15 protein-coding genes, 2 tRNA genes and 2 rRNA genes are annotated in these 22,100 nt (G+C 67.9%); 4 read left to right on the top strand and 15 right to left on the bottom strand.

The genetic code is table 11. From position 1 onward, the window contains the following. Positions 1 to 172: 172 nt before the first annotated feature. From KUV85_RS07420 to tyrS, 3 genes are all read right to left on the bottom strand, one after another. Positions 173 to 3,296: ribosomal RNA gene (locus KUV85_RS07420) — 23S ribosomal RNA — on the bottom strand. Positions 3,297 to 3,668: 372 nt separating this feature from the next. After that, positions 3,669 to 5,198 (bottom strand): 16S ribosomal RNA (locus KUV85_RS07425). The 16S and 23S rRNA genes sit together here, the layout of an rRNA operon. A gap of 433 nt (positions 5,199 to 5,631) precedes the next feature. Further along, on the bottom strand, positions 5,632 to 6,915 hold the full coding sequence (gene tyrS, locus KUV85_RS07430; protein WP_219962574.1) for a tyrosine--tRNA ligase: 1,284 nt from the start codon (positions 6,913 to 6,915) through the stop codon (positions 5,632 to 5,634). Positions 6,916 to 7,014: 99 nt separating this feature from the next. Here tyrS and KUV85_RS07435 point away from each other — a divergent pair, with 99 nt between their 5' ends. Next, positions 7,015 to 8,364: a serine/threonine-protein kinase gene (locus KUV85_RS07435; RefSeq protein ID WP_219962575.1), complete on the top strand. Its 1,350-nt coding sequence runs from the start codon at positions 7,015 to 7,017 to the stop codon at positions 8,362 to 8,364. 10 nt (positions 8,365 to 8,374) lie between these two features. Here the strand turns inward: KUV85_RS07435 and KUV85_RS07440 are convergent, their stop codons facing one another. Next, positions 8,375 to 9,442, bottom strand: coding sequence for a DNA adenine methylase (locus tag KUV85_RS07440; protein WP_219962576.1), 1,068 nt, complete (start codon positions 9,440 to 9,442; stop codon positions 8,375 to 8,377). A gap of 36 nt (positions 9,443 to 9,478) precedes the next feature. Then, on the bottom strand, positions 9,479 to 10,447 hold the full coding sequence (locus tag KUV85_RS07445; protein ID WP_219962577.1) for an NAD-dependent epimerase/dehydratase family protein: 969 nt from the start codon (positions 10,445 to 10,447) through the stop codon (positions 9,479 to 9,481). A 74-nt stretch (positions 10,448 to 10,521) separates the two neighbouring features. Between KUV85_RS07445 and KUV85_RS07450 the strand changes: the two genes are divergently transcribed. Then, positions 10,522 to 11,268: a PIG-L deacetylase family protein gene (locus KUV85_RS07450; protein WP_219962578.1), complete on the top strand. Its 747-nt coding sequence runs from the start codon at positions 10,522 to 10,524 to the stop codon at positions 11,266 to 11,268. A gap of 36 nt (positions 11,269 to 11,304) precedes the next feature. Here KUV85_RS07450 and KUV85_RS07455 read toward each other — a convergent pair. From KUV85_RS07455 to dnaG, 4 genes are all read right to left on the bottom strand, one after another. Next, a tRNA-Ile gene (locus tag KUV85_RS07455) sits at positions 11,305 to 11,378 on the bottom strand. A 64-nt stretch (positions 11,379 to 11,442) separates the two neighbouring features. After that, positions 11,443 to 11,515, bottom strand: a tRNA-Asn gene (locus KUV85_RS07460). 80 nt (positions 11,516 to 11,595) lie between these two features. After that, positions 11,596 to 12,081 carry a hypothetical protein gene (locus tag KUV85_RS07465; RefSeq protein WP_219962579.1) on the bottom strand — a complete coding sequence of 162 codons (486 nt, stop codon included), beginning with the start codon at positions 12,079 to 12,081 and terminating at the stop codon, positions 11,596 to 11,598. Then, positions 12,078 to 13,952 (bottom strand): DNA primase, encoded by a 1,875-nt coding sequence (gene dnaG, locus KUV85_RS07470; RefSeq protein WP_219962580.1) that lies wholly within the window; start codon positions 13,950 to 13,952, stop codon positions 12,078 to 12,080. The genes KUV85_RS07465 and dnaG overlap by 4 nt, the downstream gene beginning before the upstream one ends. Before the next feature lie 179 nt (positions 13,953 to 14,131). On the opposite strand from dnaG, the gene KUV85_RS07475 reads away from it, so the two are divergent. Both KUV85_RS07475 and KUV85_RS07480 read left to right on the top strand, forming a co-directional pair. After that, positions 14,132 to 14,944, top strand: coding sequence for a L,D-transpeptidase (locus KUV85_RS07475; protein WP_219962581.1), 813 nt, complete (start codon positions 14,132 to 14,134; stop codon positions 14,942 to 14,944). 71 nt (positions 14,945 to 15,015) lie between these two features. Beyond that, positions 15,016 to 15,975 (top strand): hypothetical protein, encoded by a 960-nt coding sequence (locus KUV85_RS07480; protein ID WP_219962582.1) that lies wholly within the window; start codon positions 15,016 to 15,018, stop codon positions 15,973 to 15,975. Between the two features lie 27 nt (positions 15,976 to 16,002). Here the strand turns inward: KUV85_RS07480 and KUV85_RS07485 are convergent, their stop codons facing one another. The 6 genes from KUV85_RS07485 to KUV85_RS07510 all read right to left on the bottom strand — a co-directional run bounded on the left by KUV85_RS07485 (position 16,003) and on the right by KUV85_RS07510 (position 22,065). Beyond that, the gene (locus tag KUV85_RS07485; RefSeq protein WP_219962583.1) at positions 16,003 to 17,262 is read right to left on the bottom strand and encodes a deoxyguanosinetriphosphate triphosphohydrolase; all 1,260 of its coding nucleotides are present in this window, start codon (positions 17,260 to 17,262) and stop codon (positions 16,003 to 16,005) included. A 128-nt stretch (positions 17,263 to 17,390) separates the two neighbouring features. Further along, positions 17,391 to 18,281: a hypothetical protein gene (locus KUV85_RS07490; protein WP_219962584.1), complete on the bottom strand. Its 891-nt coding sequence runs from the start codon at positions 18,279 to 18,281 to the stop codon at positions 17,391 to 17,393. A gap of 127 nt (positions 18,282 to 18,408) precedes the next feature. Next, positions 18,409 to 19,542 (bottom strand): tRNA dihydrouridine synthase DusB, encoded by a 1,134-nt coding sequence (gene dusB, locus KUV85_RS07495; RefSeq protein ID WP_219962585.1) that lies wholly within the window; start codon positions 19,540 to 19,542, stop codon positions 18,409 to 18,411. Beyond that, positions 19,539 to 20,225, bottom strand: a complete 687-nt coding sequence (locus KUV85_RS07500) for a hypothetical protein (protein ID WP_219962586.1) — start codon at positions 20,223 to 20,225, stop codon at positions 19,539 to 19,541. Before KUV85_RS07500 ends, dusB begins: the two co-directional genes overlap by 4 nt. A 40-nt stretch (positions 20,226 to 20,265) precedes the next feature. After that, positions 20,266 to 21,666 carry a glycine--tRNA ligase gene (locus KUV85_RS07505; RefSeq protein ID WP_219962587.1) on the bottom strand — a complete coding sequence of 467 codons (1,401 nt, stop codon included), beginning with the start codon at positions 21,664 to 21,666 and terminating at the stop codon, positions 20,266 to 20,268. Positions 21,667 to 21,750: 84 nt separating this feature from the next. Then, a complete protein-coding gene (locus KUV85_RS07510; RefSeq protein WP_219962588.1) occupies positions 21,751 to 22,065 on the bottom strand; it encodes an antibiotic biosynthesis monooxygenase family protein in 315 nt (104 codons plus the stop codon). Positions 22,066 to 22,100 lie beyond the last annotated feature (35 nt).

Genomic DNA, 22,100 nt, shown 5'->3' on the forward strand with positions numbered 1-22,100 from the left:
CATCGTGTGTGGTGGGGTTGGATTGTGGACGCGTTCACACATGTGGCCCGGGTGTGTTCGGGGGTTGTGTGTGGTGTGGTGCGTGTGCAGTGGTGGTTCGTGTGCTGTGTACTTTCCCCGGCTTTCACAGACCGTGAACCGTTGGGTGGTTGTTGGTTGTGTTGGGGGTTTGTGTGGCAAGTGTTCGGCCTATTAGTACCAGTCAGCTCTACCTCACGGTTGTCGACTTCTGGCCTATCAACCCAATCGTCTGTTGGGGGCCTTACCACCTCTGGGGTGGGGGAAACCTCATCTTGAAACGTGCTTCCCGCTTAGATGCGTTCAGCGGTTATCACTTCCGAACGTAGCTAACCAGCGGTGCACCTGGCGGTACAACTGGCATACCAGAGGTTCGTCCATCCCGGTCCTCTCGTACTAGGGACAGGTTTTCTCAAGTTTCCTACGCGCGCGGCGGATAGGGACCGAACTGTCTCACGACGTTCTAAACCCAGCTCGCGTGCCGCTTTAATGGGCGAACAGCCCAACCCTTGGGACCTACTCCAGCCCCAGGATGCGACGAGCCGACATCGAGGTGCCAAACCATCCCGTCGATATGGACTCTTGGGGAAGATCAGCCTGTTATCCCCGGGGTACCTTTTATCCGTTGAGCGACCACGCTTCCACATGCCGTGGCCGGATCACTAGTTCCGACTTTCGTCCCTGCTCGACATGTCTGTCTCACAGTCAAGCTCCCTTGTGCACTTACACTCGATACCTGATTGCCAACCAGGCTGAGGGAACCTTTGAGCGCCTCCGTTACTCTTTGGGAGGCAACCGCCCCAGTTAAACTACCCATCAGGCACTGTCCCTGAACCAGATAATGGCCCGAGGTTAGATGTCTAGTACGACCAGAGTGGTATTTCAACGATGACTCCACACACACTGGCGTGTGTGCTTCACAGTCTCCCACCTATCCTACACAAACCGAACCAAACACCAATGCCAAACTATAGTAAAGGTCCCGGGGTCTTTCCGTCCTGCCGCGCGTAACGAGCATCTTTACTCGTAGTGCAATTTCGCCGAGTCCATGGTTGAGACAGCGCCCGAGTCGTTACTCCATTCGTGCAGGTCGGAACTTACCCGACAAGGAATTTCGCTACCTTAGGATGGTTATAGTTACCACCGCCGTTTACTGGGGCTTAAATTCTCCGCTTCACCCCACGAGGGGGCTGACGGGTCCTCTTAACCTTCCAGCACCGGGCAGGAGTCAGTCCGTATACATCGAATTGCTTCTTCGCACGGACCTGTGTTTTTAGTAAACAGTCGCTCGGGCCTGGTCTCTGCGGCCCTCACCGCTACCCCCAGCAAGTGGGTTCACGGATCGGGCCCCCCTTCTCCCGAAGTTACGGGGGCATTTTGCCGAGTTCCTTAACCATGGTTGTCTCGATCGCCTTGGTATTCTCTACCTGATCACCTGAGTTGGTTTGGGGTACGGGCGGCACACGACATCGCTAGAGGTTTTTCTCGACAGCATAGGATCACCCACTTCCCCCCTACGGGGTCGGCGTCACATCTCACCCGTGTGCACCGACGGATTTACCTGACGGTGCGGGCTACGTGCTTGCCCACGCTCTACCATCGGCGTGGTTGGGCTGCCTTCCTGTGTCACCCCATCACTTGACTACTACCGGTTCGGGTCCCACGCTCCCCATCGCCTGCCTCACCCCGAAGGGCTCGGTCAGGCATGGTTCGGGTGGTTAGCATCACCGGATTCGTCATGGGCGTCGTGTAGCCGGTACCAGAATATCAACTGGTTGTCCATCGACTACGCCTGTCGGCCTCGCCTTAGGTCCCGACTTACCCAGGGAAGATTAGCTTGACCCTGGAACCCTTGATCATTCGGCGCACATGTTTCTCACATGTGATTCGCTACTCATGCCTGCATTCTCACTCGTGCCACATCCACAACTCGATCACTCGGCTGCTTCACTCGTGGCACGACGCTCCCCTACCCAGCCACACCCCTGAACCACGAAGGCTCGGGTTGCCCAAACGGGCATGTGGCTGCCATGGCTTCGGCGGGCGGCTTGAGCCCCGCTACATTATCGGCGCGGAGTCACTTGACCAGTGAGCTATTACGCACTCTTTCAAGGGTGGCTGCTTCCAAGCCAACCTCCTGGTTGTCCGTGCAACTCCACATCCTTTTCCACTTAGCCGCCTCTTAGGGGCCTTAACCGATGGTCTGGGCTGTTTCCCTCTCGACTACGAAGCTTATCCCCCGCAGTCTCACTGCCACGCTCTGGCTTACCGGCATTCGGAGTTTGGTTAACGTCAGTAACCTGGTCGGGCCCATCGGCTATCCAGTGCTCTACCTCCGGCAAGAAACACGCAACGCTGCACCTAAATGCATTTCGGGGAGAACCAGCTATCACGAAGTTTGATTGGCCTTTCACCCCTATCCACAGGTCATCCCCCCAGTTTTCAACCTAGGTGGGTTCGGTCCTCCACGTCGTCTTACCGACGCTTCAACCTGCCCATGGATAGATCACTCCGCTTCGGGTCTTGATCGTGCGACTCGAACGCCCTGTTCGGACTCGCTTTCGCTACGGCTTCCCCACACGGGTTAACCTCGCCACACAACGCAAACTCGCAGGCTCATTCTTCAAAAGGCACGCCATCACCCACACAAGGCAGGCTCTGACGGATTGTAGGCGCATGGTTTCAGGTACTATTTCACTCCCCGCCAGGGGTACTTTTCACCTTTCCCTCACGGTACTGGTCCGCTATCGGTCATCGAGAAGTATTTAGGCTTAACGGGTGGTCCCGCCAGATTCACACACCATTCCAGGAGTGGCATGTTACTTGGGAACACGTCGAACAACCGATGCCTGCTCACGTCTACCGGGCTCTCACCGTCTACGGCGCCGCTTTCCAACGGACTTCGACTTCACACACACCAGCTGCGGCACACCGGCAGATGCACCACCAACGGCCCCACAACCCCGCCACCGCAACCCCTGCCGGGTATCACACGGAGGCGGTTTGGCCTCATCCGCGTTCGCTCGCCACTACTAACGGAATCACTGTTGTTTTCTCTTCCTACCGGTACTGAGATGTTTCACTTCCCGGCGTTCCCTCCCAACACCCTATTTCATTCAGGTGCAGGTAACTGGACACAACTCCAGCTGGGTTTCCCCATTCGGACATCCCCGGATCAACGCTCGGTTGCCAACTCCCCAGGGCTTATCGCAGGCTCCTACGTCCTTCATCGGCTCTCGATGCCAAGGCATCCACCATGCGCCCTTACCAACTTGCCACAACAAACCACCAACACACACAACAAACACGCGCATGCCAGCAGACTCGCTGCGACCACAAAGGTTTCAGACACACAAAACAATCAAAGACACAAACATTCACACTACAAACACCAACCACCAACCAAACCGGTCAGCAGCAGGTGCCTGCTCGCGTCCACTATCCAATAATCAAACAACCCGCACACCCCAGACCCGGACCCCCACCAAGGAGACCCAGCACCCAGGAGTGCCAGAGGTATCAAGCGTCTGATGCCTCAGACACCCAACAGCGTGCCACACAAAGCAATAAGCCATCCGTGTTTCCACTAGTGAACACCCCACTACGCAGGCCCCCCACTGTGAGGGACCCATCACGGGTGTGCTCCTTAGAAAGGAGGTGATCCAGCCGCACCTTCCGGTACGGCTACCTTGTTACGACTTCGTCCCAATCGCCAGCCCCACCTTCGACCACTCCCCCCCACAAGGGGTTGGGCCGTGGGCTTCGGGTGTTGCCAACTTTCGTGACGTGACGGGCGGTGTGTACAAGGCCCGGGAACGTATTCACCGCAGCGTTGCTGATCTGCGATTACTAGCGACTCCGACTTCATGGGGTCGAGTTGCAGACCCCAATCCGAACTGAGACCGGCTTTTTGGGATTCGCTCACCATCACTGGATCGCAGCCCTCTGTACCGGCCATTGTAGCATGCGTGAAGCCCTGGACATAAGGGGCATGATGACTTGACGTCATCCCCACCTTCCTCCGAGTTGACCCCGGCAGTCTCCCATGAGTCCCCAACCAAATGCTGGCAACATGGAACGAGGGTTGCGCTCGTTGCGGGACTTAACCCAACATCTCACGACACGAGCTGACGACAGCCATGCACCACCTGTACACCAGTGTCCAAAGAGACCCACATCTCTGCAGGCTTCTGGTGTATGTCAAACCCAGGTAAGGTTCTTCGCGTTGCATCGAATTAATCCGCATGCTCCGCCGCTTGTGCGGGCCCCCGTCAATTCCTTTGAGTTTTAGCCTTGCGGCCGTACTCCCCAGGCGGGGCGCTTAATGCGTTAGCTACGGCACGGAATCCGTGGAAAGGACCCCACACCTAGCGCCCAACGTTTACGGTGTGGACTACCAGGGTATCTAATCCTGTTCGCTCCCCACACTTTCGCTCCTCAGCGTCAGGACATGCCCAGAGAACCGCCTTCGCCACCGGTGTTCCTCCTGATATCTGCGCATTTCACCGCTACACCAGGAATTCCATTCTCCCCTGCATGCCTCAAGTCTGCCCGTATCGAAAGCAAGCACCCGGTTGAGCCAGATGTTTACACTTCCGACGCGACAGACCGCCTACGAGCCCTTTACGCCCAATAATTCCGGACAACGCTCGCACCCTACGTATTACCGCGGCTGCTGGCACGTAGTTGGCCGGTGCTTCTTCTGTACCTACCGTCACAAAAAGCTTCGTCGGTACTGAAAGAGGTTTACAACCCGAAGGCCTTCATCCCCCACGCGGCGTTGCTGGATCAGGCTTCCGCCCATTGTCCAATATTCCCCACTGCTGCCTCCCGTAGGAGTCTGGGCCGTGTCTCAGTCCCAGTGTGACCGGTCACCCTCTCAGGCCGGCTACCCGTCAAAGCCTTGGTAGGCCATTACCCCACCAACAAGCTGATAGGCCGCGAGCACATCCACCACCGCTAAACGCTTTCCACCCACACCCCATGCAGGGATGGGTCATATCCGGTATTAGACCTCGTTTCCAAGGCTTATCCCAGAGTGGAGGGCAGATTACTCACGTGTTACTCACCCGTTCGCCGCTCGAGTACCCCAACCAAAGGAAGAGGCCTTTCCGCTCGACTTGCATGTGTTAAGCACGCCGCCAGCGTTCGTCCTGAGCCAGGATCAAACTCTCCGTACAAAAACTACAGAAACCTCAAACCCAGCAAACAAACAAACCCTAGACGTAAATCGCCAGAATTCATTGACTTGCCGAATCACACCAACCACCCCAAACAGGGCAGCCAGCGCAAAACAAACACACAAACAACAAATCACTATTGCATGACACACTGTTGAGTTCTCAAACATCACACGCCCGGTCCGACTCTCGCGAGCCGATCCCGCACTGTGTCCCCCGCACACCGTTGTGCCCGGCGTTCGTGCGGTCCACGTGGAAACGTGGTGCAAGCACCGGGATGGTGCGAGAGATGGTCACCCGGGGCCGAGGGCCCGACCGAAGTCTTGCCCTCCGCCGCTCCCTGGCGACGAAGTAAACATTAGCAGGACGTGGGGTGGCGCATGCAAGTCGGGGGCTGGTGACCCGCGCCACAAGCGCTCGCGTCCGCTCCGCGTCAGCCCACGCGGACCCCCGCGAAGCGCTTCTTGCCGCGGCGCAGCACCAGCCAGCGCCCGGCCAGTAGGTCCTCCTGCGTGGGCGCGTAGGCCTCGTCGGCGACCCGGTGGTTGTTGAGGTACGCACCGCCGTCCTTGACCGCACGACGCGCCTCGCCCTTGCTCTGGGTGAGCCCCGACATCACCAGTAGCTCGACGATGTCCGGCATCGGTTGCCCGGTCGGTACCTCGGCCACGCCGGTCTCGCTGAGCGCGGCGGCGAGGGTCGACTCGGTGAGCTCGCTGATGTCTCCGGAGCCGAACAACGCCTGCGCGGCCTGCTTGGCCTGCTCGGTCTCCTGCGCGCCGTGCACGAGTGTCGTCACCTCATCGGCCAGGACGCGCTGCGCCTCGCGCCGGAAGGGCTCGGCGGCGTGCCGCTCCTCGAGCGCCTCGATCTCCTCGCGCTCGAGGAAGGTGAAGACCCGCAGCAGCTCGCCGACCTTCGCGTCCTCGACGTTGAGCCAGAACTGGTGGAAGGCGTAGGGCGACATCAGCTCGGGGTCGAGCCACAGTGCGCCACCCTCGGTCTTGCCGTACTTGGTCCCGTCGGCCCGGGTTAGCAGCGGCGTGGTGAAGGCGTGGGTGCGGTCGCCGGTCACCCTGCGGATCAGCTCCACGCCGCCGGTGATGTTGCCCCACTGGTCCGAGCCGCCGAACTGCACGGTCACCCCGTGCTGGCGGAAGAGCTCGAGGAAATCCATCGACTGCAGGAGGACGTAGGAGAACTCGGTGAAGCTGATGCCGTCCTCGAGCCGGGACCGCACCACGTCGCGCGCCAGCATCCGGTTGACCGGGAAGTGCTTGCCGACGTCGCGGAGGAAGTCGATCGTGGAGAGGTTCTCGGTCCAGTCGTAGTTGTTGACCATCGTCGCGCCGTTGGGGCCGTCGAAGTCGAGGAAGGGCTCGATCTGACCACGGACCCGGTCGGTCCACTCCCGGACCACGTCCAGGGAGTTCATCGACCGCTCCCCCGACTCCTTGGGGTCGCCGATCATGCCCGTTGCGCCGCCGACGAGCGCGTACGGCGTGTGGCCGGCCAGCTGCAGCCGCCGAGCGGTGAGCACCTGGACCAGGTGGCCCATGTGCAGGCTGGGCGCCGTCGGGTCGAAGCCGACATAGAACCGGACGCCCTCGGCGAGGGCTGCGCGCAGCGCCTCTCGGTCGGTGGCCTCGGCGATCAGGCCGCGCCACTCGAGCTCGTCGAGCAGGGAGGGGTCGACGGTCACGGTGTGCCTTTCCATGCGTGGGGCCGCGTCGGTCGCTGCCGGGACAAGAGTGCCTCATCCGGGCTCACTGCCACCAACCGGTCCGTGGGCGGGCCGCCGTACGCTGAGACCACCATGACGATGCACAAGGTCGCTGACCGGTACACCCTCCGCCACGAGGTCGGGCGTGGTGGCGCGGGCGCTGTGTGGCTGGCCGTGGACGAGATCCTCGGCCGTGAGGTGGCGCTCAAGCGCATCGGGCTGCCGCCGGGCGCCGAGGACGTGGACGTCGAACGCGCCGAGCGCGAGGCCCGGCTGGCGGCCCAGGTCACCCACGCCAACGTGGTGGCGGTCTTCGACTTCGTCGCCGGGAGCGACGAGCACTGGCTGGTGATGGAGTACGTCGACGGCACCAACCTGGCGCGCATGGTGCGCGAGCGCGGCCCCCTCCCCCCGTCCGAGGCGGCGCGCATCCTGGCCGAGGCCGCTCGCGGCCTGGCGGCCGCACACGCGCTGGGGATCGTCCACCGCGACGTCAAGCCGTCCAACATCCTCCTCGGGCGCGACGGGGCGGTGAAGCTCTCCGACTTCGGGATCGCACGCGGCACGAGCGACGTCTCGTTGACCCAGACCGGTCTGGTGACCGGGTCGCCGGCGTACCTCGCTCCCGAGATCGCGACGGGCGCGTCCGCATCCCCGGCCAGCGACGTGTGGTCCCTGGGGGCGACGCTCTTCCACGCCCTGTCCGGCGCCCCGCCCTACCAGGGCCAGGACGCCACCACGAACCCGGTCGCGACGCTCTACCGCATCGCCCACGAGGCACCACCCACGGTCGAGACCGAACCATGGGCCGCCGCGGTGCTCGGTGCGACCATGAGCCACCGTCAGGACCAGCGGCCCACCGCCGAGGAGCTCGCCGGCTGGTTCGGTGCACCCGAGACCGTGCCGGCCCCGGCACCGAGCAGCGACACCCAGACGATCCCACAGGTCGAGCCGGCGCCCGCGCCGCCCGCCGGACGCCGACACGGGCGCCGGGTCCTGGTCGCCATGGCCGCGGTCGCCGCGCTCGTCCTGGCAGTGGTCGGCGGCCTCGCCCTCGGCTCGCTGGGAGGTGACGACGCCGACACCGCCGGTGGCGGCGTCTCGTCCTCGCCGACCAGCACGACCCCGGAGCCGTCGCAGCCGACCGCCGCCGAGCTGGAGGACTTCGCACGCACCTACGTGCAGACCGCCAGCAGCGACCCGGCCGCCGGTTTCGAGATGCTCACGGCCGACTACCAGGCGGCCAGCCCGCAGTACCGGGAGTTCTGGGGGTCCGTCAGCGACCCCGAGATCCTGGAGGTGACCGGCGACCCCGAGGCCCTGCAGGTCGTCTACACCTACGAGTACGCCGTCGCCGACCAGGGACGGCGCACCGAGGGCGTGGGCCTGCAGTTGGTCCAGCAGGGCGACGACCTGCTCATCGACGGCGACTTCCGCCCCTGAGCGACCGGCGTCAGCCCGCCCGGTCGGCGGGCACGACCTCTGTGGCGGCCTCGACCCGTCCACGGTCACCGGCGACGAAGACGTACTCGACGTTGCGCCGACGACGTACCTCCCCGACCCGTCGGCCGGAGCGGTCGTGGATCCCGATGAGCGCACCGACGTACCGCTTGCGGTCGAACGCGAGCATCCGCACCTCCTCGTGACCGGCCTCGCGGAGCATGTCCATCAGCTCCTCCGCGGTGAGCCAGGCCTCGTCGTTGTAGGAGAGGACAACGGTCTCGGCGCGCAGCCGGCCCAGCAGGTCGGCCAGTGCCGCCGGCATCGTGCGGCGGCTGTTGAACACGCTGCGCGTCTCGGCCGAGCGGCTGTCGATGCGCTTGCAGGCGACGCCGTAGTGCTCCGGAGCGTCCCACCGCATGAGGGTCTCCCACACGTGGTAGTTGGTGAAGTAGCGGTGCTGGTTGTAGGGCGGGTCGACATAGGCGAGGTCGACCGGGGCGACCTCGTCCACGAGCAGCGTCGCGTCCCCGTGGAGCGTGCGGCCGGGGCCGGGGAGCAGGTCGGGACGACGCAGCACCATGTCGCGGTGGGCGCGCGGCGCCCACTCCTTGAGGTAGGCCATCTGGAGGCCCGTCGTGGAGTCGACCCGGTCCGCGGCCAGCATCAGCGCGGTCAACAGCACCGGACGCAACGGGTCGCCCACCGGGTGGTCGGCCTCGATCGCCTCCCGGACCGCGTCGATGCGGGCGCCGTTCTTGGGCTGGAAGTAGCGCGCCTGCTCGCAGAAGGTATCGGTGACGTACCCCGGCGCACCCGGCAGCGCGTCGAGGCGGCCCAGGACCGCGTCGAGCTCGTCGAGATCGACGGTCGCGCCGTCGGTGCTGATGTAGCACTCCCCCAGCACGGCGCTGTAGGAGGCGGCGTCGGCGGCCGTGACGACGAGCCCGCGCCGCTTGAACTCCTGCGCGACCCGCGTCGTGCCGGTGAAGAGGTCGAGCGCCGTCCGCGCGCCCGTCGCGACCGCGAGGTCCCCCAGCATCGGCACCAGCGTCCGCTTGGAGCCGAGGTACTTGATCACGGGCGCCAGCCTAGGCGTGGCGGCCGCCCGCCCGGTTCAGCGCGGCCGGTCGTGCCACGCAGCGAGGAGGTCGCGCTCCCGGTCGGCGCCGATCCCGGTGACGGTCGCGGCAGCGTCGGATGCCAGCCAGGCCGCCGTGTCACGTGCGGTGTCGGCGACGGGTCGCGTGCGGAGTCCCAGGCGGTGGGCCGGCTCCGGATCGTGGGCCAGCAGTCCGTCGTACGCCGGGCGAGGCAGCCACAGCGGGATCGAGTCGGGCCCGGTCCACGGCTGGACCCCGTGCTCGGCGAGGAAGTCCTGGTCGACCCAGGTGAGGTCGGCGTCCGGCGCCATCGATGCCAGCACGCCGGCGAGCGGCTCCACCGGCCCCACCGCATCCACCGTGGCCACGGTGCGCCCCTCGGCGAGGTCGACCAGCCAGCCCGCCAGGTCGCGTACGTCGACGACCTGCACACCGTCGTCGGGACGCCCCGGTGCGAGCACCTCTCCTGGCCGTGCGAACCGGCGCGGCCAGTAGGCGAAGCGACCGCTCGGGTCGCCGGGGCCGACGATCAGGCCCGGGCGCACCACGGTCGCGGACGCCGCCCCCGCCGTGATGGCCTCCTCGCAGGCGACCTTCATCGCGCCGTACGCCTCCGGCGACGACGTCGGGTCCAGGTCGTCGTGGACCGGTGCCAGCAGCGGCGTACGACCGGGGCCGCCGCCCGGCTCGGCGGCATCGGCGTAGGCCGAGATCGAGGAGACGAAGACCCAGTGCGCCTCGGGCACCGCCGCCACCGCGCTGCGCGCCTGCGACGGCACGCGGGTGACGTCGACGACCGCGTCGTGGTCGCCCAGGTCGGCCGGCGGGTCGTCGCTCCGGTCCCACCGCACGAAACGGGCACCCGGTGGCGGCGAGCCGGTGAGGCCGCGGGAGGCGCAGGTCACCGCGTGGCCACGCCGCACCCCCTCCTCCGCGACCGTCGCGGAGAGGAAGACCGTGCCACCGAGCACCAGCAGTCGCATGGGTCCACTCCAGCGGCTCCCACGTCGTGGGGCAACCCCTCCCGCCGAGAGCAGAACGGGGGCATGCTGGGGCCATGGACGACACCCCACCGCCGCTCGCGCCACTGACCGAGGACTGGGACCGGGCACTCGCCGTGGTCGCCCACCCCGACGACATGGAGTTCGGCGCCGCAGCCGCGGTCGCGCGGTGGACCGGTCAGGGCAAGTCGGTCGTCTACTGCATGGTGACCAGTGGTGAGGCGGGCATCGACGGCCTGCACCCGGACCGCTGCCGGGAGGTGCGCGAGGCCGAGCAGGTCGACTCCGCCCGGATCGTCGGCGTCGAGGAGGTCGAATTCCTCGGCGAGCCCGACGGCATCCTGGAGTACGGCGTACCGCTGCGCCGCACGATCGCGCACGTCGTACGCCGTCACCGCCCCGAGATCGTCATCACGGGCAACTTCCGCGACACCTGGGGCGGCGCCAACCTCAACCAGGCCGACCACATCGCCGTGGGTCGCGCCGTGGTCGACGCGGTGCGTGATGCGGGCAACCGCTGGATCTTCCCCGAGCAGCTCAGCGATGGCCTGGAGCCGTGGGGCGGCGTCGGCGAGGTGTGGGCGTTCGGCTCCCCCGTGGCCGAGCACGCGGTCGACACCACGGCGACCTTCGACGCCGGGGTCGCCTCGCTGGAGGCCCACCGCGCGTACATCGACGGGCTCGGGTGGGAGAACTGGGACCCGCGGGAGTTCCTCGAGGGCATCGCGCGCCAGGCCGGGTCGCGGCTCGGCGTCGCGCTGGCGGCGCCGTTCGAGGTGTTCCCGATGGGATGGGGCGAATGATCGGCGGCCGCGGCCAACGCGGTCGACCCGTCGCAGTGGGGCGTGTCGGACTTGAACCGACGACCCAGGGATTATGAGTCCCTTGCTCTGACCAGCTGAGCTAACGCCCCGGGTCCGGACACCCTATGCAGAACCGCCCCCGACCCGGCGTGCAGGTCAGGGGCGGTTCGTCGGCTCCCCCGGCTGGATTCGAACCAGCAACCCTCCGGTTAACAGCCGAATGCTCTGCCAATTGAGCTACAGGGGATCGGCATCGGCGCGTGCCGAGTGCGTGGCAAGGTTAGCAACCGGCCGGCGCGGACCCGAAATCGCCCGGTGGGTCCGGGCTCAACCCGCGGCGATCTCGGCGCGAGTGGCGGCAACGGCGGGCTCGACGACCGCGGCGACCCCCGGGGCGGCGGGGTCGAGGCCGTCGTCGTACTCGACGAGCCAACGGATCTCCCCGCCGGCGGGCGGGCGCCGCGCGAGGATGCGGGCTCCGCGACCGCCGGCGACCTCCACGAAGCGTTGCACCACGAAGCTGGCGCTGACCCGCTCACGCACCAGCTGCAGCAGCCGGTCCGGGTCGTGCAGGCCGATGTCGTGCGTGGGCTGCGGCGAGCCGAACTCGGCGAGGACCACCACCCGCAGCACCTCCTCGTCACGGTCCCACTCGGCGGTGGCGACCTGCTCCCACGCGACGCGCTCGGGGAGGTAGAGAGCGTCCCGGGTGCCACCGACCGCGCCCGCACCGTCGGTGCGCTCGGCGGAGGCGAGCAGCCGCTCCCCCCGGGCCACGTCGACGGCGGGACGGGTGCGTCCCGGCCACCTCATCCGTCCCCCACGATCCGGTCACGCAGCGTCCGGCGGTGCTGCTCGAGCGCGGCGAGCTCGCCGAACATCTTGTTGTACTCCGCCGACTGGTCCACCGGGTTGGTGCGCTGGAGTCGCGACTTGAGGTCGGCGATGCGACGTAGTGCGGTCAGCTCCAGCAGCCGGAAGACGTGGTGGGCGACGTAGGAGCCGTCGGGATCCTTCGCCGGGATCGGCTCCACCGCCAGCGCGCTCACCGCAGCGGAGACCTCCGGCTCCCGGGCGGCGTCACCGATCCGGGCCGCCCAACCGGGGTCGCCCTGGCCCGCAGCCGGCCCGCCGGCCGCGGCGACCAGCTCCCACACCTGTCGGTAGGTCGGGTGGACGAAGTCGTTGCCACCGATGTCGGCGGTGATGCGCCCGACCGCCATCGGGTGCTGCAGCACCAGCTTCAGCGTCTGCCGCTCGATGCCGAACCGGGGATCGAGCAGGTCGGGCACCTCGCGCCGGGTGGGAGGTGGCGGCGCCGGGCGCTCCTCGGGCTGCGCCCGCGGCCCCCGGGCGGCGGCGCGGCGTACCTCCTCCCGGGCCTCGTTGGGATCGGCCCCGACCATCTGGGCCAGCTCGCGGGCGAAGGCGTCGACCTTCGACCGGTCGCGGATGCTGGCGACCAGCGTCGCGGCCGCGCGCAGCGCGTCGACCCGGCCGTCGGCGCGGTCGAGGTCGTAGCGACCGACCACGTTGCCGAGCACGAAACGGTAGAGCGGCTGCCGGGTGGCGATGAGCTCACGGACGGCGGCGTCGCCCTGCTCCATCCGCAGGTCGCACGGGTCCCGGCCGTCGGGCTCGACCGCGACGTAGGTCTGGGAGACGAAGTTCTGGTCGCCCTCGAAGGCTCGCAGCGCGGCCTTCTGCCCCGCAGCATCGCCGTCGAAGGTGAAGATCACCTCGCCGCGGAACTCCTCGTGGTCGTCCATGAAGCGCCGCAGGATCCGGGCGTGATCGGTGCCGAACGCCGTGCCGCAGGTCGCCACGGCGGTGCCGACACCGGCGAGGTGACAGGCCATGACGTCGGTGTAGCCCTCGACCACCACCGCCTGGGAGGACCGAGCGATCTCGCGGCGCGCCAGGTCGATGCCGTAGAGCACGTTGCTCTTCTTGTAGATCGGGGTCTCGGGGGTGTTGAGGTACTTCGCGTCGATGCGGTCGTCCTCGAAGATCCGCCGCGCCCCGAACCCGATGGTGTCGCCCGACGCCTCCCGGATCGGCCACAGCAGCCGCCCCCGGAACCGGTCGTAGGGCGAGGAGTGGCCGACCGCCACCAGTCCCGCCGCGGTGACCTCCTCCAGGGTGAACCCCTCCGCGCGCAACAGGCGCCACAGCGCGTCACCGTCACGAGGAGCAAACCCGAGCCCGAAGGTCTCGGCCGCGTCCTGGCCGAACCCGCGCTCGTCGAGGAACTGGCGGGCGGGCAGCGCCTCGGGGCCGGCGAGCTGCTCGGCGTACCACTCCTGCGCGAGGTGGTGTGCCTGGACGAGGCGACGACGCTGTGGCCCCTTCGGCTTGTCCGCGCGGGCGTCTCCCCCGTCCTCGCGACGCAACTGGACGCCGTACTTGTCGGCGAGCCGCTCGACGGCCTCGGTGAAGGTCAGCCCGTCGATCTCCATCACGAAGTTGATGACGTCCCCGCCGGCCTGGCAACCGAAACAGTGGTAGAAGCCGCGGCTCGGCGTCACGTGGAAGGACGGCGACTTCTCGTCGTGGAAGGGGCACAACCCCTTCATCGACCCGCCACCGGCGTTGCGGAGGGTGACGTAGGAGGACACCACGTCGTCGATCCGCGCCTTCTCGCGCAACGTGGCGATGTCGTCGTCGCGTATCAGGCCCGCCATGCCGCGGATCCTATCGACCGCCGGGGACGCGCCGCGGGGCCGCACGGTCCGCCGCCTGAACCTCACCTGAGAAACGGCCGTGACCCCCTATGCTCATCGTCGTTGACGAGGACGAGGGAAGCATCCACGGTCCCGTCGGCCACGCCGGCGGCGTGGGTGGAGGGAACAGGGAGCACCGCATGACCGAGACCACGCAACGACGTTCGACCTGGCCGGAGGCCACGGTCATCGTCGTCCTGCTGCTGGCCGCACTGGTCTACTACCTCGGCGGCCTGGGCGGTGGCGACGACGGCGCGGCCGACACCGGCCCCGAGACCGTCACGCTCAGCGCCGCGGAGCTGCGCCAGCTGACCGCGAGCACGACCCACACCACCGTGAGCCGGGCACCGGGCGACGACGCCCGCCGGCCCACCGACGGCACGATCGTGCACCCCCGCAAGGTCACCCCCGTCTTCGACGCCCCGGGCGGTGACGCCATCGCCAAGGTGCGCCGCAAGGAGTTCGGCGACCTGTGGCTGCCGGTCATCGACGAGCGGTCCGGCTGGCTCCGGGTGATGCTGCCCTCGCGCCCCAACGGCTCCACCGGCTGGATCCAGGACCGCAACCTCGAGCGCGCCACGACCCGCTACCTCGTGCGCGTCCACACGGGCAGCCGCACCGTGGAGCTGTTCCGCGACGACCAGCGCCTCGGCGAGTGGACCGTCGCCGTCGGCGCCCAGGACTCCCCGACCCCCTCGGGCCGCACCTTCGTCCTGGGCCAGTTCAGCGACACCCAGCAGTCGTTCTCGCCGGTGATCATCCCGCTCGGGATGCACAGCGACACCCTCGACACCTACGGCGGCGGCCCCGGGACCGTCGCCTTCCACGGCTGGGGCGACTCCTCGGTGTTCGGCCAGGCCGTCAGTCACGGCTGCATCCGGGTGCCGGACGAGGCACTCGAGCAGCTGCGCGCCGTACCACTGGGCACCACTGTCCTCATTGATGACAAATAGATCGGTGACGCCAATCACCAAACCCGGTGTGCGTCGTTAGTCCGAGCAGGAAGCAACGAAAGGGATTCGGGATGAAGAAGAGCCTCACCGCGGGACTGAGCGCACTGGCGCTCGCCGCCTCGGCAGCATCCGTGGCGCTCATCGGAGGCTCCACGGCCAGTCAGGCAGCAGGTACGCCGTCCTCGGCCTACGCGCTCGAGCTCACCGCAGCCGGCAACGACATCATCGCCGCTGACACCGTGAGCGTGGTCTCCACCGACGGTTCGCCGGTCACCAACCAGGGTGGCGGCGTCCCCGACAACCCGCTCGGACTGAACCTGGACCTGCTCACCGTCGAGGCCGAGAACGGTCGCGCGAGCTCCGAGGTCGCCGGCGTCCGGCTGAACCTGGTGGGTGCGCTCATCGCGCAGGACCCCACCGGCCAGGGCCAGGCATTCTTCGACCAGCTGGGCACCGCGTGCGGTGACCTCGCGAGCGAGCTCGCGGCACTCGACCAGGCGCTGAACCAGATCACCGCCCCGCTGGGCGACGCACTCCAGGACCTCTTCGAGCAGGTCGACCAGGGCACGCAGGACACGCCGCTGCTCGCCTCGGTGCTCGCCGGCCTGGAGCTGCCGGAGAACCTCGACGACGTCCAGCTGGAGAACATCGTCAACGGCCTGTGCGACGTGCTCGAGGGCGCCGGTGCTATCGACCTGGGTGTCATCCAGGCCGAGTGCAACGGCGACACCGGCACCGCCAACATCGCCGGCGCGGGTCTCTCGGCGTTCCGCACGGTGGTGGACACGATCGCCAACAGCGCCCTCGGCCTCGAGGACGTCGCGGAGATCACCACCAACCGCCAGACCGCGAACGCCGACGGCACGTTCACCGTCGAGGGGCTGCACGTGGACCTGTTCGACGGGCAGATCGAGCTGACCGTCGCCTCGGCCACCTGCGGCGAGGTCACCCGCGACACGCCGGACTCCCCGGACCAGCCGGACGCCCCGTCGCCGACCCCGGTCCCGACCAACCTGCCGGTGACCGGCTGATCGAACCCCAGGGCTGGCGGGCCCGCCTCACCCGGTGAGGCGGGCGTGCCACGCCAGGGCGCTGGCATCGGTGAGCGACGCCACCTGGTCCAGCACCACGCGAAGACGGTCCGCATCCGTGCGGGCCGTCTTCCAATTCTCCACCAGCGAGGGGTCCAGCCCGTCCTCCCCACGCTCGAGCAGCGCCGCGACGAGCTCGGAGAGCAGGACGCGCTGGCGCTCCTGCTCGGCCAGGCGGTCGTCGGCCTGCATCACGTAGTACGCCGCGATCCCCTTGAGCACCGTGATCTCCAGGCGGGTCTCGTCGGGCACCACGAGCTCGGCGCGGTGCCGGACCGGCGGGCCGTCGGCAGCGCCGAACGTCGCCGCCTGCACCGAGCCGCAGAACCGGCCGATCAGGTCGCTGGTGAGGTTCTTCAGGGCCGCCTGGCTGCGCCGCGTGCCGTCGTACGCCGCCCGCGGCCAGCTGCCGACGGCCTCCAGCCGCGCGATCGTGGCGTCCAGGTCGTCGTCGGTGGCGCCCGGCAGGTACCACGAGCGCACCGTCTCCCACACCGCTGCGCGGTCCAGCACAGTCAGGTCCAGTCGGCCCGCCACGGTGCCGTCCTCGACGTCGTGGACGGAGTAGGCGACGTCGTCGGCGAGGTCCATGATCTGCGCCTCCACGCACCGACGCCCGCGGGGAGCGTCGCGCCGGAGCCAGGTGAACGCCGGCAGGTCGTCCTCGTAGGCGCCGAACTTGGTGCCCTGGCGGGGGCTCCCGTCGGCGTGGACACCGCCGGGTGCCGGGGCATCGGCGAGCGTCCACGGGTACTTCACACAGGCGTCGAGCGTGGCCCGGGTCAGGTTGAGGCCGACCGAGCGCCCCTGGTCGTCGAAGGTCTTGGCCTCCAGCCGACTCAGCAGGCGCAACGTCTGGGCGTTGCCCTCGAACCCGCCACAGTCGGCCGCCAACTCGTCCAGCGCCCGCTCACCGTTGTGGCCGAACGGGGGGTGCCCGAGGTCGTGAGCCATGGCCGCCGTCTCGGCGATGTCGGGATGGCTCCCCAACGCGCGGGCCAGGTCCCGGGAGACCTGGGCGACCTCCAGGCTGTGCGTCAGCCGATTGCGGACGAAGTCGTCGCTCTGCGGCCCCACCACCTGGGTCTTGGCGGCGAGTCGCCGGAACGACGCGGCGTGGACCACCCGCGCCCGGTCCCGCTCGAACGGCGTACGCTCCGGCGCGTCGACGCGCTTGGGCGGCTCCGGGACGATGCGTTCGCGAGCGAGCTCGTCGTACTCCTGCACGGGTCCGAAGCCTAGAGGACCCCGCGACGTACCCACGCAGCAGCCGAGTTCACGCCGACTCGACCCACTTGGCAACCGAGTTCACGCCGACTCGACCCGTTGCCGAGCCGAGTTCACGCCGACTCGGCTCAGAAGGTCGAGACGTGGACGTGGTCGAAGTGGTTGGCCGTCGTCGAGCCGCGGTCGGACATGCCGCGCCAGCCCTCGCCGCCACGCTCCACCGACCAGATCTGCTGGGAGTAGATGACGTACTTGACGCCGAGCGCGGAGGCGTTGGCGCGGACGTACTCCGCGACCTCCCAGCCCGTGGCACCGGAGACCATGATGTCCACCGCACGACCCGCACCGTGGTCGCCGCCACCGCCGCGGAGCGTGCCGTAGGTGCTGATCTGCGCCCAGCGGGAGCAGACGGCCTGGTGGATCGCACGGATGTTGGAGGAGACCCCCGCCGGCACGGACGTGCCGTTGCTGCAGGTGCCGCCGGTGCCCGACTGCGCGACCGGCTTCTCCTCGTCCAGGTAGCCGGCGGTGACCCAGCGGGACTTGCCCTCGACCACGATCTCCTCGCGGTCGCCGAGCTCACGGCCGGTGACGAGCACCTTCTCGACCTCGTCGACCTCACCGACCTTGTCGGCCTTGCCGTCGGGACGGGTCCACAGGTTGAGCACCTCGGTGGTCCACAGGTTGGTGTCGGCGCCGTTGACGGCGGACTTGACCTGCTGCGGGCGCATCATCTTGTCGGCCTTGGTCGGCGCGAGCTTGATGGTCTTGCCGTCCTGGATCTCCGCGCGGTCGCGGTCGCTGCCGCTGCGCGAGAGCACCTCGCCACGATCGCTGGTGTCCGCGACCGAGCCCGAGAATTGGCTGGTGTCGATGGCCATCGTCGCGTCGCCCTCGTCCTCATTGCCCAGCACGCCGACGGCGATGGTGGCCACGGTGGTGGCGGCGGCAAGAGGGGCGGCGATCGCGGCGGTTCGGCGCCGGGAGATCTTCAGGTCGCGCTTGTGGCTGTTGGCCACGGCGTGACTCCTTCGTTCGCTTGCTCGGACTCGTGCAGCGCCGAGGTGGCGGCGGCACAAGGATCGAGTGAAGCACACGTGACAAACGATGCCGAATTGTGACGGCGTGTTGCCCGGGTGTTCCCGCTCACCCGCCGGTGGTCTCGGTGAGCTCCTCGGTGAGGTGGCAGTCGCGCCCGTCGGCGTCGTCCAGCCACCCCTCGGGGACCACCACCCGCTTGCGTGGGGAGCCCTGTCGCCCCCGCGGCTTGCCCAGCTCCTGCTCGGGGAACGGGTGGGCCGGGTCGAGGTCGGCGATGAGCGCATCGAGGTCGGTGAGGCGGTCGATCTTGGCGAGCCGGTGGCGCAGCTCCCCGCCAGCCGGGAAGCCCTTGAGGTACCACGTGACGTGCTTGCGGAACTCCTTGCAGCCGCGCTCCTCCCCCATGTGCTCGGAGAGCAGCTCGGCATGGCGCCGCATCATCGTCGACACCTCGCCCAGCGTCGGCAGGGTGGTGACCTCCTCCCCCGCGAACGCCGCCGCGAGGTCGCGGAAGAGCCACGGCCGCCCGAGGCAGCCCCGACCGATCACGACGCCGGCGGCCCCCGTCCGGTCCACCATCCGCAGGGCGTCCGCGGCCTCCCAGATGTCGCCGTTGCCCAGCACGGGGATGTCCACGTGGTCGACCAGCTCGGCGATCGCGTCCCAGTCCGCGGCGCCGGAGTATGCCTGCGCCACCGTCCGGCCGTGCAGGGCGATGGCCGCACAGCCGGACTCCTGCGCGATCCGACCGGCGTCGAGGTGGGTCAGGTGGTCCTCGTCGATGCCCTTGCGGGTCTTCATGGTGACCGGGACGTCGTACGGCGCGGCGGCGGCAACCGCCGCCTCGAGGATCTGTGCGAGCAGCCCCCGCTTCCAGGGCAGCGCACCGCCACCGCCCTTGCGGGTCACCTTGGGCACCGGGCAGCCGAAGTTCAGGTCGACGTGGGCCACGCCGTACTCGGCGCAGAGGATCTCGGTGGCCCTGCCGACGTAGTGCGGGTCGGTGCCGTAGAGCTGGACCGACCGCACCTGCTCGGCGTCGTCGAAGACCAGCATCCGGTGGGTCGTGGGGTCCCGCTCCACGAGTCCGCGGCTGGTGATCATCTCGCAGACGTAGAGCCCGGCACCGTGCTCGGCGCAGAGGCGCCGGAACGCCGCGTTGGTCACGCCGGCCATCGGCGCGAGGACGACGGGCGGGTCGACCTGCAACGACCCGAGGTCCAGCGGGCCGCGGGTCACGAGTTGCCGTCGCCGCCCTGGCGCGGCGCCTTGTACTTGGTGGCCTTGCCGGTCCAGGTAACCGGCTCGATGCCGCCGGGCAGCTGGAAGGCGACCGAGTCGAAGCTGCGCCCCTGGGACAGCAGGAAGACCAGGCAGACGGTCGTCTTGGCGTTCTTCTTGAACTTCTTCGGCAGCGAGCCACCGGTGCAGGGCTTGAAGCTGCCCTGCAGCGTCGTCTCCTCCACCAGGGTGCCGGCGTCGTCGCGCAGGTAGATCGGCACCGCGACCTTCCCGAGGTTGGTGCCGGTCGGGTTCACCACGCGCGCCCGGACGAAGTACGGGGTCATCGCCGCCATCTGGTCGGTGATGCGGTAGCCGGCGAACGCCTCGTCGAAGGAGGTGCGCTCGACGCTGCGGACCGTGACGTCAGCCACGGCGACCTGCTTCTGGCGCGGCTGCCACGCCACGGTCGCGGTGTCGCGCAGCTCGAACTCGCTGCCGGCCTCGGACAGCGTCACGCCCTGCGGGACCTCGACGTAGTCCTCGGCGGCCGACTCGCTGGGCGAGGCGGGGGCCTCCGCCTCGCTGGAGGGGGCGCTGTCGGCGTCGGCGCCGTCGTCACCGCCTCCGCACGCAGCGAGCACGGTCAGCGCGAGCGCGCCGGCCAGCAGCCGGAGGAGGACGGACGTCACGGTGTTCACGGACCCCATTGTGTCAGTCGGAGGGGGGTCTGACTGCAAATCAGCAACCGAGCAGGCGCTGGGCCAGCCACCCCTCGACCTGGTCCAACGACACCCGCTCCTGCGCCATCGTGTCGCGCTCGCGGACGGTGACCGCGTGGTCGTCGAGGGTGTCGAAGTCCACCGTGACGCAGTACGGCGTGCCGATCTCGTCCTGGCGGCGGTAGCGACGGCCGATGGCGCCGGAGTCGTCGAACTCGACGTTCCAGTGCTGGCGCAGCCGCGTGGCGAGGTCCCGGGCCTTCGGGGTCAGGTCGGCGTTGCGCGAGAGCGGCAGCACCGCGACCTTGACCGGCGCGAGCCGGTGGTCCAGGCGCATGACCGTGCGCTTGTCGACGCCGCCCTTGGTGTTGGGGGCCTCGTCCTCGGTGTAGGCGTCGAGCAGGAACGCCATGATCGAGCGGGTCAGGCCCGCCGCCGGCTCGATGACGTACGGCACGTAGCGCTCGTCGGCGGCCTGGTCGAAGTAGGACAGGTCCTGGCCGGAGTACTCCGAGTGCTGCGTCAGGTCGTAGTCGGTGCGGTTGGCGATGCCCTCGAGCTCCTCGAAGCCCCGCTCGGAGAAGCCGAAGTCGTACTCGATGTCGACGGTGCGCTTGGAGTAGTGCGACAGCTTCTCCTTGGGGTGCTCGAAGTGCCGCAGGTTGTCGGGGTTGATGCCGAGGTCGACGTACCACTTGGTGCGCTCGTCGATCCAGTACTGGTGGAGCTCCTCGTCCTCACCGGGCTTGACGAAGTACTCCATCTCCATCTGCTCGAACTCGCGCGTGCGGAAGATGAAGTTGCCCGGGGTGATCTCGTTGCGGAAGCTCTTGCCCATCTGGGCGATGCCGAACGGCGGCTTCTTGCGGCTCGTGGTCACCACGTTGGCGAAGTTGAGGAAGATGCCCTGCGCAGTCTCGGGGCGCAGGTAGTGGAGCCCGGACTCGTCCTCGATGACGCCGAGGTAGGTCTTGAGCATCATGTTGAACTCGCGGGCCTCGGTCCAGGTCTGCCGGTTGCCGCAGTTGGGGCACGGGACCGACTCGTTGATGTCGACCGAATCGGGGTCCTCGATGCCCTTCTTGCCCGCGTAGTCCTCCTGGAGGTGATCCTCGCGGAAGCGCTTGTGGCAGGACTGGCACTCGGTCAACGGGTCGCTGAAGGTGCTCAGGTGGCCGCTGGCCTCCCAGGTGCGCTTGGGCAGGATCACCGAGGAGTCCAGGCCCACGACGTCCTCGCGGCCGGTCACCATGGCCCGCCACCACTGACGCTTGATGTTCTCCTTCAGCTCCACGCCGAGCGGACCGTAGTCCCAGGCTGAACGCGTGCCGCCGTAGATCTCGCCGCAGGGGAAGACGAAGCCACGCCGCTTGGCGAGCGAGACGACCTGGTCGAGCGTGGAGGGGGGCGGCTTGGCCACGGAGATGATCCTTCTCGGGACGATGGTGCAGGTATCGCTGGTGCGGGAGCAGGCGCGGGCGCGCTGCGCCCTGGGGCACAGGCGTCAGGTTACGCGAGGGCTCGCGACGTTGAGCACGGTGTCGGGCTCGACCACCTCGTAGGCGCCGGGCTCGTCGAGCGCGCGCCCGAGCGTCGCCCACGCCTCCATCTTCACCTCGTAGGCGGACAGGGCGCGGCGATAGGCCCCGACGTGCTCCCACCGGGTGGTCAGCACCCACAGGTCGGGCTCGTCGACGTTGCGACCGACCCACCCCTCGACGTACCCCGCCTGGCGCGCCAGGACCGCCCGGACGTCGGTGAGCTCCTCGGCGAGCGCGGTCGCGTCGCCTGCTTCACGGAATCGGTTCACCACCAGCACGTCGGCAGCCTATCGATTTGACCGTGCCCCGGAGA

This window comes from Nocardioides panacisoli (assembly GCF_019448235.1).
In the GTDB taxonomy this organism is placed as follows: Bacteria; Actinomycetota; Actinomycetes; order Propionibacteriales; family Nocardioidaceae; genus Nocardioides; species Nocardioides panacisoli_A.

Coding starts and splice junctions, on each gene's coding strand:
- KUV85_RS07450 (WP_219962578.1), top strand. CDS start 10,522: ATGGACGACACCCCACCGCCGCTCGCGCCACTGACCGAGGACTGGGAC.
- tyrS (WP_219962574.1), bottom strand. CDS start 6,915: ATGGAAAGGCACACCGTGACCGTCGACCCCTCCCTGCTCGACGAGCTC.
- dnaG (WP_219962580.1), bottom strand. CDS start 13,952: ATGGCGGGCCTGATACGCGACGACGACATCGCCACGTTGCGCGAGAAG.
- KUV85_RS07435 (WP_219962575.1), top strand. CDS start 7,015: ATGACGATGCACAAGGTCGCTGACCGGTACACCCTCCGCCACGAGGTC.
- KUV85_RS07480 (WP_219962582.1), top strand. CDS start 15,016: ATGAAGAAGAGCCTCACCGCGGGACTGAGCGCACTGGCGCTCGCCGCC.
- KUV85_RS07465 (WP_219962579.1), bottom strand. CDS start 12,081: ATGAGGTGGCCGGGACGCACCCGTCCCGCCGTCGACGTGGCCCGGGGG.
- KUV85_RS07475 (WP_219962581.1), top strand. CDS start 14,132: ATGACCGAGACCACGCAACGACGTTCGACCTGGCCGGAGGCCACGGTC.
- KUV85_RS07445 (WP_219962577.1), bottom strand. CDS start 10,447: ATGCGACTGCTGGTGCTCGGTGGCACGGTCTTCCTCTCCGCGACGGTC.